The sequence below is a fragment of the Aeromicrobium sp. 9AM genome (assembly GCF_902506105.1).
GTDB lineage: Bacteria > Actinomycetota > Actinomycetes > Propionibacteriales > Nocardioidaceae > Aeromicrobium.
Genome location: NZ_LR733304.1, coordinates 101,712 through 114,342 on the forward strand (window position 1 = coordinate 101,712; position 12,631 = coordinate 114,342).

The 12,631-nt window shown below is 68.1% G+C and carries 12 protein-coding genes and 1 tRNA gene; 9 read left to right on the plus strand and 4 right to left on the minus strand.

All coding sequences use genetic code 11. The features are described from left to right. Positions 1-13 precede the first annotated feature (13 nt). Positions 14-586, plus strand: a complete 573-nt coding sequence (locus tag BOSE46_RS06570; RefSeq protein ID WP_159539485.1) for a helix-turn-helix domain-containing protein — start codon at positions 14-16, stop codon at positions 584-586. On the opposite strand, the gene BOSE46_RS06575 is transcribed toward BOSE46_RS06570, so the two are convergent. Further along, on the minus strand, positions 547-1,761 hold the full coding sequence (locus tag BOSE46_RS06575; RefSeq protein WP_159539486.1) for an MFS transporter: 1,215 nt from the start codon (positions 1,759-1,761) through the stop codon (positions 547-549). The two genes, BOSE46_RS06570 and BOSE46_RS06575, sit on opposite strands and share 40 nt — an antisense overlap. Positions 1,762-1,903: 142 nt before the next feature. On the opposite strand from BOSE46_RS06575, the gene topA reads away from it, so the two are divergent. The 7 genes from topA to BOSE46_RS06610 all read left to right on the plus strand — a co-directional run bounded on the left by topA (position 1,904) and on the right by BOSE46_RS06610 (position 10,507). Further along, positions 1,904-4,591, plus strand: coding sequence for a type I DNA topoisomerase (topA, locus tag BOSE46_RS06580; RefSeq protein WP_159539487.1), 2,688 nt, complete (start codon positions 1,904-1,906; stop codon positions 4,589-4,591). Between the two features lie 18 nt (positions 4,592-4,609). Continuing rightward, on the plus strand, positions 4,610-5,779 hold the full coding sequence (locus BOSE46_RS06585) for a low temperature requirement protein A (protein WP_159539488.1): 1,170 nt from the start codon (positions 4,610-4,612) through the stop codon (positions 5,777-5,779). Between the two features lie 9 nt (positions 5,780-5,788). After that, complete coding sequence (locus tag BOSE46_RS06590) at positions 5,789-6,190, plus strand: MmcQ/YjbR family DNA-binding protein (RefSeq protein WP_159539489.1); 402 nt, start codon at positions 5,789-5,791, stop codon at positions 6,188-6,190. Positions 6,191-6,229: 39 nt separating this feature from the next. After that, positions 6,230-7,087 (plus strand): methyltransferase domain-containing protein, encoded by an 858-nt coding sequence (locus tag BOSE46_RS06595; protein ID WP_159539490.1) that lies wholly within the window; start codon positions 6,230-6,232, stop codon positions 7,085-7,087. Between the two features lie 9 nt (positions 7,088-7,096). Continuing rightward, positions 7,097-7,738, plus strand: coding sequence for a dTMP kinase (tmk, locus tag BOSE46_RS06600; RefSeq protein WP_159539491.1), 642 nt, complete (start codon positions 7,097-7,099; stop codon positions 7,736-7,738). A 79-nt stretch (positions 7,739-7,817) separates the two neighbouring features. Beyond that, the gene (locus BOSE46_RS06605) at positions 7,818-8,960 is read left to right on the plus strand and encodes a DNA polymerase III subunit delta' (protein ID WP_159539492.1); all 1,143 of its coding nucleotides are present in this window, start codon (positions 7,818-7,820) and stop codon (positions 8,958-8,960) included. Then, positions 8,957-10,507, plus strand: coding sequence for an alpha/beta hydrolase (locus tag BOSE46_RS06610; RefSeq protein WP_159539493.1), 1,551 nt, complete (start codon positions 8,957-8,959; stop codon positions 10,505-10,507). The genes BOSE46_RS06605 and BOSE46_RS06610 overlap by 4 nt, the downstream gene beginning before the upstream one ends. A 7-nt stretch (positions 10,508-10,514) precedes the next feature. On the opposite strand, the gene BOSE46_RS06615 is transcribed toward BOSE46_RS06610, so the two are convergent. Both BOSE46_RS06615 and BOSE46_RS06620 read right to left on the minus strand, forming a co-directional pair. After that, positions 10,515-11,033, minus strand: coding sequence for a DUF937 domain-containing protein (locus BOSE46_RS06615; protein ID WP_159539494.1), 519 nt, complete (start codon positions 11,031-11,033; stop codon positions 10,515-10,517). A gap of 33 nt (positions 11,034-11,066) precedes the next feature. Beyond that, positions 11,067-11,357: a chorismate mutase gene (locus BOSE46_RS06620; protein WP_082582276.1), complete on the minus strand. Its 291-nt coding sequence runs from the start codon at positions 11,355-11,357 to the stop codon at positions 11,067-11,069. 96 nt (positions 11,358-11,453) lie between these two features. Here BOSE46_RS06620 and BOSE46_RS06625 point away from each other — a divergent pair. Next, positions 11,454-11,526 (plus strand) — tRNA-Thr (locus BOSE46_RS06625). A gap of 78 nt (positions 11,527-11,604) precedes the next feature. Here BOSE46_RS06625 and BOSE46_RS06630 read toward each other — a convergent pair. After that, entirely contained in the window at positions 11,605-12,594 is a 990-nt protein-coding gene (locus BOSE46_RS06630) for a helix-turn-helix transcriptional regulator (protein ID WP_159539495.1), read from the minus strand. Between the last annotated feature and the right edge of the window lie 37 nt (positions 12,595-12,631).

The following is a 12,631-nucleotide window of genomic DNA, read 5'->3' on the forward strand; positions in this document are numbered from 1 at the left end:
CTATAGTGGCGATGTGTCCAACATAGTAGACGACATCAGTGTGCGGATCGGCAAGCGGGTCGGGCTGGAACGCGAGCGCCGGGGCTGGTCGCTGAGCGAGCTCGCCGAGCGCTCCGGGGTGTCGCGAGCCATGATCCACAAGGTCGAGCGCGGCGAGAGCAGTCCGACGGCGACTCTGCTGGGCAAGCTGTCCGGCGCGTTCGGGCTCACGGTCTCGACCTTGATCGCGCGGGGCGAGCCGCGCGGCACCCGTGTCCTGTCGCGGGCCGACCAGGAGCTGTGGATCGACCCGGACACCGGCTACGAGCGACGCCAGATCCTCACGGCACCGGCCGGCGACATCACCGAGGTCGTCATGCCGCCCGGCAAGGAGGTCGCCGTCCCCGCAGAGTCGTACGACTTCGGGATGCACGTCGTGTGGGTCGTCGAAGGCGTGCTGACGTTCGTCGTGGGGGACGAGAGCCACGAGCTCGCGGCCGGAGACCGGCTGCGGATGGGTGATCCCGCGCCGGTGGTCTACCGCAACGCCTCGGCGGCGGACGTGCGCTACGTGGTGACGGTGTTCGGGTCGTCGACCGACACGTAGTGCTCAGGCCGGAAGGCCGGGATGAGCTGTCCGCCCCAGCACACGAGCGCGATGACGGTGGCGATCACGCCCCCGGTGACGAAGCCACCCCACGCACCGACATCATCGATCGCCGCGCCGACGACGGGAGAGCTCGCCGCACCGCCGATCGTGAACGCCGTGCCCTGCCAGCCCATCGCCTCGCCGCGCCGCTCCTCGGGCACGAGCTTGGCGATCCACTCGGCCGCGGCGGTCATGGTCGGCGCGCACAGGAACCCGGTCGGGATGACCCACAGCGACAGCGACCACACCTGGCTGCCGAGCCCGACCGGGATCGTCGTCAGGCCGAGGGCGAGCAGGAGGTACGTGGGCCGGAGCGACCGGTTGAGCGCTCCGTAGATCAGTCCGCCGAGAAGCGAGGACAGGCCCCACAAGCCGTACGTGAACGCGATCGCGTTGCGTTGGTCGAGCTCGCGCAGCTCGGCGACGATGCCGAGGTCGGTGCCCATCAGCGTCGCCATCGTGCCGGCGGAGATGAGGAAGAGGAACACGACAGGGACGGACAGGATCGACGCCTTCTCGGTCCCCTTGGCGGAGGTCTCGCCCTCCTGCGCCTTCGACCGGGTCGGCGGGTTGAGGTAGAGGAAGATCAGCCCGGCGAGCACTTCGCACGCGCCGATCGCGTAGAGCGCGATGTCGGCGCCGGCCTGGGTGACGATCAGCACGCCTGCGGCGGGACCGATGATGAAGCTCGCCTCGGAGATGACCGAGTCGGCCGAGAACGCCGTGCGCCGCTGGTGCTCCTCGACCATGACGCTGAGCGACAGGCGCACGATCGAGAAGATCGGGATGAGGAACAGGCCCATCAGCAGCGAGACCGGGATCAGCCAGGCGTACGTCGACATCGTCGCCAGGGGATAGAGGACGCCGACGGCGATGATCGAGGGCAGGACCGCGCGCCGCATGCCGAGCCGGTCGATCAGGCGGCCGCGCCATGGGGACCCGATCGCTGCGCCGAGTGTCGTGGCGGCGGCGATCACTCCGGCCCGGGCGTACGAACCGTCGAGCTCGTCGACGACGAACAGTGTCAGCACCAGCGGTGCCGCCATCGCCGGGATTCGGGCGAAGAACGCCGCGATGAACAGCGTGCGGACGGACTTGTCCGCCCACAGCTGCGCATATCCGGAGAAGGCCACAAGGCATTCTTCCACCAGACTCGGACAGCCCAGGAATGTCTGTCACGGATCGACGCGCCGCGGCCGCTCACAGATGCGGATGCACGAAGTCTTGACGACACACGCTACGGTGTGCTGCGTCTGACCAATCAGGAGTTCACCAGTGACCAGCCTCGTCATCGTCGAGTCCCCCAACAAGGTCCGCAGCATCGCGGGCTACCTCGGGGACGGCTATGTCGTGGACTCGTCCGTCGGCCACATCCGCGATCTCCCGCGTGGCGCCGACGAGGTGCCGGCCGCGTTCAAGGGCGAGACGTGGGCCCGCCTGGGCGTCAACATCGACAGCGAGTTCGAGCCGATCTACGTCGTGTCGGCCGACAAGAAGTCGCAGATGACCAAGCTCAAGAAGCTCCTCAAGGACGCCGACGAGCTCGTCCTGGCGACAGATGAGGACCGCGAGGGCGAGGCCATCGCGTGGCACCTCTTCGACGAGCTCAAGCCCAAGGTCCCGGTCAAGCGCATCGTGTTCAACGAGATCACGAAGGACGCGATCCAGTACGCCATCGCGCATCCCCGTGACATCGACATGGACCTCGTCGACGCGCAGGAGGCGCGGCGCATCCTCGACCGCCTCTACGGCTACGAGGTCAGCCCCGTGCTGTGGAAGAAGGTCATGAGCGGCCTGTCGGCCGGCCGCGTGCAGTCCGTCGCAACCCGTCTCGTGGTCGAGCGTGAGCGCGAGCGCATGGCGTTCCGCATCGCTTCCTACTGGGACCTCGAGGCCACGTTCGACGCCGGCGAGGGCTACGACCCTCGCCAGTTCCCGGCCAAGCTGTTCAGCGTCGACGGCAAGCGCATCGCATCGGGCAACAACTTCGACAACACCGGCCAGCTGACGTCCGACAAGGTCGTCCACCTCGACGAGCAGCAGGCGGCTGCGCTGGCTGAAGCCCTCGCCGACCGCCCGTTCACGGTGCGCTCGGTCGAGTCCAAGCCCTACACGCGCCGCCCCTACGCGCCGTTCCGCACCACGACGATGCAGCAGGAGGCGTCCCGCAAGTTCGGCTTCGGCGCCGCCCGCACGATGCAGGTCGCCCAGCGGCTCTACGAGGGCGGCCACATCACCTATATGCGTACGGACTCGACGACGCTGTCGCAGACCGCGCTCAACGCCGCCCGCGCCCAGGTCACCGAGCTCTACGGCCCGGCCTACCTGCCGGAGTCGCCGCGCGTCTACGCCAGCAAGGTCAAGAACGCGCAGGAGGCCCACGAGGCGATCCGCCCCGCAGGCGAGAAGTTCAAGACCCCCGACCAGACCGGGCTCTCCGGCGACGAGAGACGCCTCTACGAGCTGATCTGGAAGCGCACGATCGCCTCCCAGATGCGCGACGCCAAGGGTGACTCGGTGTCGATCCGCATCGGCACGACCGCGGCGAGCGGCGAGGACGTCGTGTTCGGCAGCTCGGGCCGCACGATCACGTTCTACGGCTTCCTCAAGGCGTACGTCGAGTCGCACGACGACTCAGATGCCGAGGGCGACGACCAGCAGACCAAGCTGCCCAACCTCTCGGAGGGCCAGACCGTCACGGCCGCCGAGCTCGGCAAGGCCGGCCACGAGACCAAGCCGCCGTCGCGCTACACCGAGGCCTCGCTCATCAGCGAGCTCGAGACGCGCGAGATCGGCCGCCCCTCGACGTACGCGTCGATCGTCGGCACGATCCAGAACCGCGGCTACGTCTACAAGAAGGGCACCGCCCTCGTTCCCGCGTGGATCGCGTTCTCGGTCATCCGGCTGATGGAGCAGCACTTCCCGCGGCTCATCGACTACAACTTCACCGCCGAGCTCGAGGACGTCCTCGACGAGGTCGCCCAGGGGCGCGAGGAGCGGCTCAACGTCCTCACCGGCTTCTGGACCGGCACCGGCGAGGGCGACACGGGGCTCAAGCGCCTCGTCGAGAACCTGCCCGACATCGACGCCCGCGGGCTTGCGACGTTCCCGCTCGGCGAGGAGATCGACCTGCGCGTCGGCCGCTACGGCCCGTACGTCGAAGGTCCGCCGTTCACCGAGGACGCCGAGGGCAAGAAGGTGCCGACCCGCGCCAACGTCCCCGACGACCTGCCGCCCGACGAGCTCACGCTCGACCGCGCCAAGGAGCTGCTGGCCAGCCCGTCCGGCGTGGAGAAGGAGCTCGGCAAGCACCCCGAGACCGGCCTCGCGATCACGGCCAAGAGCGGTCGATTCGGGCCGTACGTCACCGAGGCGCTGCCCGAGGACGCCAAGAAGGCCGACAAGCCCCGGACGGCGAGCCTGTTCGCGAGCATGGACCTCGACACCATCACGCTCGAGCAGGCCGTCGAGCTGCTCAAGCTGCCCCGGGTCGTCTACGTCGAGGAGGACGGCACCGAGGTCACGGCGCAGAACGGCCGCTACGGCCCCTACCTCAAGAAGGGCACCGACTCCCGGTCGCTCGAGCGCGAGGACCAGCTCCTCACGATCACCGAGGACGAGGTGCGGGCGATCTACGCGCAGCCCAAGACGTACGGTCGCCGCGCCGCCGCCGCGCCGCTCAAGGAGCTCGGCAACGACCCCGTCAGCGGCTCGCCGGTCGTGGCCAAGGACGGTCGCTTCGGCATGTACGTGACCGACGGTGAGTACAACGCCACGCTGCGCAAGGACGACTCGCTCGAGACGCTGACGCCCGAGCGCGCGTTCGAGCTGCTCGCCGAGCGCCGCGCCAAGGGCCCGGCCAAGAAGGGCGGCAAGAAGACCGCCAAGAAGACGGCGAAGAAGACCGCCAAGAAGACGACCAAGAAGGCGCCGGCCAAGAAGTCTGCCGCCAAGAAGGCCTGACCTGCCACAATCGTGGCCATGTTGCGCCCCATCGTCAGGCCGTTGTCACCGCGGGACCCGCACGAGGCGCACCGCGTCGCGTCGCCGCTCGAACTGTTCACCGATCTTTGCTACGTCGTCGCGATCGCGCAGGCAGCGCTGTCGCTGCACCACGAGATCTCGGAAGGCCATGCGGGGCACGGCCTCGTGTGGTTCGGCGTCTCGTTCTTCGCGATCTTCTGGGCCTGGCTCAACTTCGTCTGGTTCAACTCGGCGTACGACCCTGACGACACGATCAATCGCGTCCTGACGCTGCTGCAGGTCTTCGGGTCGCTGGTCCTGGCCGCGGGGGTGCCGGACTTCTTCAAGGAGGACCTGACCCTCGGCGTCATCGGCTACGTCATCATGCGGGTGGGCCTCGTGCTGATGTGGCTCCGTGCGGCCGAAGGCCACGCGGAGCGGCGCACCACGGCCCTGCGCTATGCGTACGGGTTGATCCTGGTGCAGATCGGCTGGGTCGTGGCGCTCCTGGTGACGGGCGGCCACATCCCGATCTGGCTGTTCGTGGTCCTGGTGGCGTGCGACTTCGCCGTGCCGTTCATCGCCGAGCTGGCGGGGACCACGCCGTGGCACCCGCACCACGTCGCAGAGCGCTACAGCCTCTTCTTCATCATCGTGCTGGGCGAGACGATCCTGTCGGTGACAGTGGCCCTGCAACACGCCTTCGACGAGGAGAGCCCGCCGGCCGAGCTGTGGTTCGTGGTGGCGGCCGGCGTGCTGATCACGTTCACCGCGTGGTGGCTCTACTTCGCGCGCGACAACTCCGGCATCCTCACGGACAACTCAATCGGGTACGTATGGGGATTCGGTCACTACGTGATCTTCGGTGCAGCGGCCGCGGTCGGCGCCGGCCTTGCGGCCCGCATCGACCACTACACGCATCACTCCGAGGCGTCCGACCTGGTCAGCAGCGCCTTCGTCACCGGTCCGGGCGCGGCATTCCTCGCCGCGTTGTGGCTGATCAACGTACGGCTGCACGACTCGTCGATGCGCACGGCGGGCCCGTTCGCGATCGCGATCGTCGCCATGGTGGCGGTGACGTTCGTGCCCTACTCAGAGCTCTGGGCCGGCCTGATCGGCGTCGCGCTGCTGGTCACGGAGATCCGCCTGACCACCGGTGACGACGAGAGTGTCGGCGCCGAGTCCTAGGTTGGCCGTATGCCCGATGTGTCGCTCGACATCGTCGACCGCCTCCGCACGATCTGCCTCGCGCTCCCCGAGACGTACGAGGAGACCGCGTGGACCGGCCTGCGCTGGTGCGTGCGCAACAAGACGTTCGCGCATGCGCTCGTGATCGATGACGGCCGGCCGGAGGCCTACGCGCGGTTCATCGCCGACGAGGGCCCGGTCACCGTCGTGACGTTCCGGGCGCCGGGCGAGGAGCTCGAGGCGTTCCGCCAGGCCGGCGCGCCCTGGTTCGTCGCCCGCTGGGGTCGCGACGTCGTCGGGCTCGAGCTGCGTGACGACACCGACTGGGACGAGCTCGCCGAGCTGCTGACCGACAGCTTCTGCGTGCTGGCCCCCCAGAAGCTCGTCGCCCGCGTCGAACCTCCCGGCTAGCTCCCACTGCTGGAACAGCCGGACCGCTACGGTGGTCCGATGGTTGCCCTGCAGCGTGTGTCCCAGCTCGTGCGCCATCCCCGGCAAGGAGCCAGCGCGGTCGCGCGTATCGTACGCACGCCGCCGTGCCTCGTCTGCGGCTCCAAGCGCTCCCGTACCCAGGTCGTCGAGCGCAAGAAACGGTCCTACGAGATCCGGGTCTGCCGCCGCTGCCAGTACGTCTCCAACTTCACCAACACCGTCGACTACACGGCGTTCGAGTCGGTCGAGAGCTTCCGGCTGTCGCCGCGCGTGGGCACCGCGGAGCACCAGGGACGTGAGTTCCACATGGCCGAGATGGGTGCCGAGATCCTGCAACGCTCGGGGCTCAAGGTCATGGTGTTCGGTGCCGGCCGCAGCCTCGACTACCAGCACATCGGCAAGCTGCCGGCGGTCGACCGGGTCGTCATGAGCGATGTCGTCGACCTCGGCATCGACGCCGACTTCGTCAACATCACCGAGGGCACGTCGCAGCGCTTCGACCTGATCATCGCGTGCGAGGTCGTCGAGCACTTCACCGATCCGCGCGCCGAGTTCCCCCGGCTGTTCAAGCTGCTGACCAAGAACGGCCTGCTGGTCTGCTCCACCAACATCTACGACGGTCGCAACGTCAAGAACCACCGCTACCTCTACTCGCGTGGCCACACCTCCTACTACAGCCCGCAGGCCATCGAGGTGATCGCGCGCAGGAGCGGCATGCATCACGACTTCCGGGTCCCCGCGATCGCCACCGGCTCGGCCGGCCCCCGCAAGCGCTACGTGCTCTTCACCAGGTCGCGGGGCAACGTGCGACGCATCGTCGACTACTTCGGCCGTCACGCGTACGCGCCCTCGGAGGACGTCGGGCCCACTGAGTAGGCTCGCCCCATGGATCCGCTCTTCACCGAAACCGGGGTGTTCCTCGCCCTGGAGGGTGGGGAGGGTGCCGGCAAGTCGACGCAGGCCGTCAAGCTCGTCGAGTGGCTCGAGAGCCTCGGCCACGGCGTCCTGCTGACCCGCGAGCCCGGGGCGACCGAGGTCGGCAAGATCCTGCGGCACATCGTCCTCGACAACGACACCGGTGAGCTGTCGCCGCGCACCGAAGTGCTGCTCTACGCCGCCGACAAGGCCGAGCACGTCGACCAGATCGTCCTGCCGGCGCTCGCCGAAGGCACGATCGTGCTGACCGACCGCTATGTCGACTCGCTGCTGGCCTACCAGGGTGCCGGCCGACTGCTCGACCCCACAGAGGTCGAGCACATCGCCCGCTGGGCCACCTCGTCGCTGCGGCCGCACCTCACGATCGTCCTCGACATCGATCCGGCCATCGGCCACGCCCGGTTCGAGGGCGCCGACCGCATCGAGTCGGAGCCGCTGGAGTTCCACCAACGCGTACGCCAGCACTTCCTCGACCTCGCCGCTGCCGACCCGCAGCACTACCTCGTAGTCGGGGGCGGCGGCACGCCCGACGAGATCCATGCGACGATCCGCCAGGCCGTCGAGCCCTGGCTCGGGCAGGCGTCGGCATGAGTGAGGCTTGCCGAACGAATCATGTGGCAGGGCTCATGCCGTGGGCCCCGTATCGTGGGCTTTTCATGGGGGCCACAGCATGACCGTGTGGGCGGACCTGGTCGGCCAGGAACCGGTCGTCGAGACGCTGCGGTCCGCGGTCGCGTCGGCCGACGGCGACGGTCGCTCGATGACGCACGCGTGGCTCTTCACGGGCCCGCCAGGCTCCGGCCGCTCCAACGCGGCCCGCGCCTTCGCGGCCGCGCTGCAGTGCGAGCTCGGCGGGTGCGGTGAGTGCCACTCGTGCACGACCGCGCGCGCCGGCAGCCATCCCGACATCACGCTGATCTCCACCGACGGGCTCTCGATCGGCGTCAAGGACATCCGCCAGTACGTCCGCTCGGCCGCGCTGCGGCCCGCGCTCGGCCGTTGGCAGATCCTCATCATCGAGGACGCCGACCGGCTCACCGACGAGGCGGCCAACGCCCTGCTCAAGGCGATCGAGGAGCCCTCGCGCCATACCGTGTGGATGCTGTGTGCCCCGGCCGTCGACGACGTGTCGGTCACGATCCGCTCCCGCGCCCGCAGCGTGCTGCTGCGCACCCCGTCGACCGAGGCCATCACCGGGTTGCTGGTCGCGCGCGACGGGGTCGAGCCGGAGCTCGCACATGCCGTCGCCGCGGCCTCGCAGGGACACATCGGCCGGGCGCGCGGACTGGCGCGGGACCCGGGCGCACGCGAGCGTCGACGGGCGATCCTCTCGATCCCGGTGGCCCTGCACGATCTCGGCGACTGCCTCCGTGCCGCGCACCAGGTCAACGAGGAGGCCACCGCCCGGGCCAAGGACTTCTGCGATCCCGCCGACGAGCGCGAGCTCGAGGACATCCGCGCGACGTGGGGGGTCGAGGAGCGCGGCCGCCGCCCACCCGGATATGCCGGCGCGCTCTCGACGTTGCAGAAGGACCAGGACCGCCGCCGCAAGCGCATGGCCCGCGACTCGATCGACGGCGTGCTGCTCGACCTGCTGTCGTTCTGCCGTGACGTCCTGGCCGTCCAGTGCGCGACCGGCGTCGATCTCGTCAACGCCGACGTGGCCGACGACATCGCCGAGATGGCGCGCGTGTGGACGCCCGAATCGACGATCCACACGATCGATGCCATCGTCGAGTGTCGTACGGCCTTGACCGCCAACGCCGCACCACTGCTCGCCCTCGAACGCATGATGATCGGACTCCGCAGGTGACTCGCAACAGAACGCTGATCGTGATCTCGGTCGTGGCCGCCTTCGCCATGCTCGTGGGCGTGGCCATCGTGGCGGCGGTCCTCCTGACCGACGACAAGTCGGACAAGTGGACCGAGCCCAAACCGGCTGCGACGTCGGCGCCGTCCGGGCTCAAGCAGTTCTACGACCAGAAGGTCAAATGGTCCAGCTGCGACGACTCCGCGCGGTGCGCGTGGATCACGGTGCCGATCGACTACGCCAAGCCCGACGGCGCGACGACCAAGCTCCGCGCCATCGTCCACCCGGCCGACGGTGGCAAGGCGACCGGCAGCATCCTGGTCAACCCCGGGGGCCCCGGCGGTTCGGCGATCGACTTCGCCAAGACGATGGCCGGCGAGTTCGGCGACGACGTCCGCAAGAAGTACGACATCGTCGGCGTCGATCCGCGCGGTGTCGCCGAGAGCTCGCCGCTCGCGTGCCTGTCCGACAAGGGCTTCGATGCCTTCACCGAGACCGACCCCGACCCGGACAACGCCGACGAGATCACGGCCCTCCGCAAGAGCATCACCGACCTCGGCCAGGCGTGCGAGAAGAACTCCGGCGAGCTCGCGGCCCACGTCTCGACCGTCGAGGTCGCCAAGGACATGGACGTCGTCCGGGCACTGCTCGGCCGGTCCAAGCTCGACTGGTTCGGTGCGTCATACGGCACGGAGCTCGGCGCGGTCTATGCCCAGCTGTTCCCGGCCAACGTCGGCCGCATGGTGCTCGACGGTGCGGTCGACCCGTCGCTGGATGCCATCGGCTCGAGCCTCGGCCAGACCACGGGCTTCCAGCGGGCCCTCGACGCGTACGCCAAGGACTGCGTCAAGCAGTCGAGCTGCCCGCTCGGCAACGACGCCGATGCCGGCCTCGCCAAGATCGCCGACCTCATGAAGGAGCTCGACGCGACGCCGATGAAGGCACTCTCCGGGCGCGACCTGACCGAGGGTCAGGCGTTCTACGGCATCGCCGTCACGCTCTATGACAAGACCACCTGGACCTATCTCTCGCAGGGCCTCGACGCGGCGTTCAAGGGTGACGGCAGCGTCCTGCTGCGGCTCTCCGACATCTACTTCGACCGCAAGGAGGACGGCCACTACAGCGGCAACATCGGCCAGGTGATCTATGCCGTCAACTGCCTCGACGCCGTCGACCACGTGACGGTCGAGGAGACCGAGGCCGCGCTCCCGCGGTTCGAGAAGCTGTCGCCGGTGTTCGGCCGGGCCCTCGGCTGGGGTGCCCTCGGCTGCGCCGACTGGCCCATCAAGGTCACCAACCCGCTGCCCAAGATCGAGGCCAAGGGTGCGCCGCCGATCCTGGTGCTCGGCACGACCCGCGACCCGGCGACGCCTTACGAGTGGGCCAAGTCGCTCGCGTCGCAGCTGTCTTCAGGCGTGCTGATCACCCGTGAGGGCGACGGCCACACCGCCTACACGTCGGGCAACGGCTGCATCACCAAGGCGGTCGACAGCTTCTTCACCGAGGGCACCGTGCCCAAGGCGGGCCTGGTCTGCAAGGAAAGCGACTAGGTCGTCCCTAGCGGTTGCCGAGGATCGAGCCCAGGATCGACCCGAGGTCCGGCGACTGGGCCTTGGCCTCGGTGCTCGCGTTCTGGACTTCCTTCTGCACGACAGAGGGGTCTGCCTTGCCGCCACTCGTCAGTCGCTTGGCGAGGTACGCCATGACGATGGGTGCGACGATCTTGAGGATCTTCTCGACGTCGACGCCTGAGGCGCCGGCCTTGCTGCCGATCGCCTCCGAGACGTTCGGTGCAGCACCGCCGAGGACCTTCTCGATGATCCCGCTGCCCAGGGCGCCGTTGATCAGGGCGCCCATGTCACCGAGCGGGTTGGCGTCGGCATGCTGGCCGAGCGCGTTCGCCAGCGACGCCGCGCCCTCGCCGCTCTGGACGTTCTGCTCCATGCCGCCGAGCAGTGCCGGGAGGCTGTCCCGGATGATGCCCTGGAGCTTGTCGGGTTCGACGCCCACCTGCTGGGCGATGTCGTTCAGGGTGCCGGAGTCGATGCCGGCCAGGATGTCGTCTGCGAGAGCCATGCCCGCACCCTAGACCCGCTCGCGAGTGCGCGACTAGGGCTGGCGGACTGCTTCGTGGTGATGGATGACTTCGTCGATGATGAAGTTGAGGAACTTCTCGGCGAATGCCGGGTCGAGGTCAGCCTCGATTGCCAGGGCCCGGAGGCGGGTGATCTGCCGCGCCTCGCGTTCGGGATCCGCGGGCGGGAGGTCGTGCTCGGCCTTGAGCTTGCCGACACGTTTGGTGTACTTGAAGCGCTCTGCCAGGACATGGATGAGGGCGGCATCGATGTTGTCGATGCTCGCCCGGATCTCCTCGAGCTCGGCCTGCGTCGTGTCGGTCACGAGTGCGATTCTACGGGGGAGAGGCCGATGTGATGTCCGCGCGATCACCCGGTAGACTCAGTGATCGGTTCGGCGGGCGATCCCCGGCGAACCTCGGCCGCTTTAGCTCAGTCGGTAGAGCGTTTCACTCGTAATGAAAAGGTCGTCAGTTCGATTCTGACAAGCGGCTCAACGAAAAATCGACCTCAGGGTTTGGCTCCCGTCTCTCGGGCGCGCCCCTCGACTCGCACGAGGCATGATCACGACGTCACGAGGCGGTGCCGTCCAGTCGAAGGAGCCCGAGTCGCGAGGCTGCCGAAACGGCGCCAGCACGCGATCGCTGGTCCATCTTCTCGAGGATGTGCTCGACGTGCGTGGTGACAGTACGGGGTGAGATCCAACGGTCTTCGGCGATCTGCTGGTTGCTGTGGCCCATGGCCATCCCGTGCAGGATGTCCAGCTCACGCGGCGACAACCCCAGGAGCTGATCTGTCGGCCGTTCACGGACCATCGCCGCTGATCTGGTTCGGTCGAACGGGTGATGTGCGCGGGTCAGATCGACACTCACCCAGTCGTTGCCGACCGGCCAGACGCCCTGCGTGCTTGAAAGTCGGGAGCGAAGGAAGCCCTCCAGAACACTGGCAAAGCCGTCGGACTCCGCGACGCGTGACGGTTCACAGTCCTCGATCTCCCACACACGCCCGGCGTCGTCCATGAGGCTCGCGCGCATGGAGGAGGGGGCTGCGAGGATCACGTGCCGTGGTGCCACCGCGTTGCACAGATGCGACACGATCGGCCGAAGGTTGTTGATGAGCTCTGCCGACTCGTCGCCGAATGTGTTCGGCGCGGCAGCCGACATGTGCAGCATGCCCACGTATTCGTGGTGAGCCGAGAACAGGAACACCGACATGCCATCTCCGAATCCGGCAGATCCCGCGACGCGAAAGTAGATCTCTGAGTCCAGATAATCCTTGGGCATGTCGCTGATGCGGGTGGCCCGCCCGCTCCGACGCAACGAAGCGTGCGCCAGAGAACCGGCGTAGGCATCTCCGAGCGTCTTGAGGGTCTCGTCGTCGTAGCCGCTGGCGGCGATCGCAATGTGGGTGTGGGTCGACTCGTCCCACATCATCAAGCTGCTGGCTTCGTCGCCGATCGCGGGACGAAGGATCGAGAGCACGGACTCCGCCGCGTCAACCGGGTCAGCAGAGCCAGCGGCAAACGCTGCCTCCACCAGGACGCGACTGCTCGGAGTGTCCATGACAGCCACCTCTGGGTCGCGAAGAGAGAGTGCCAAC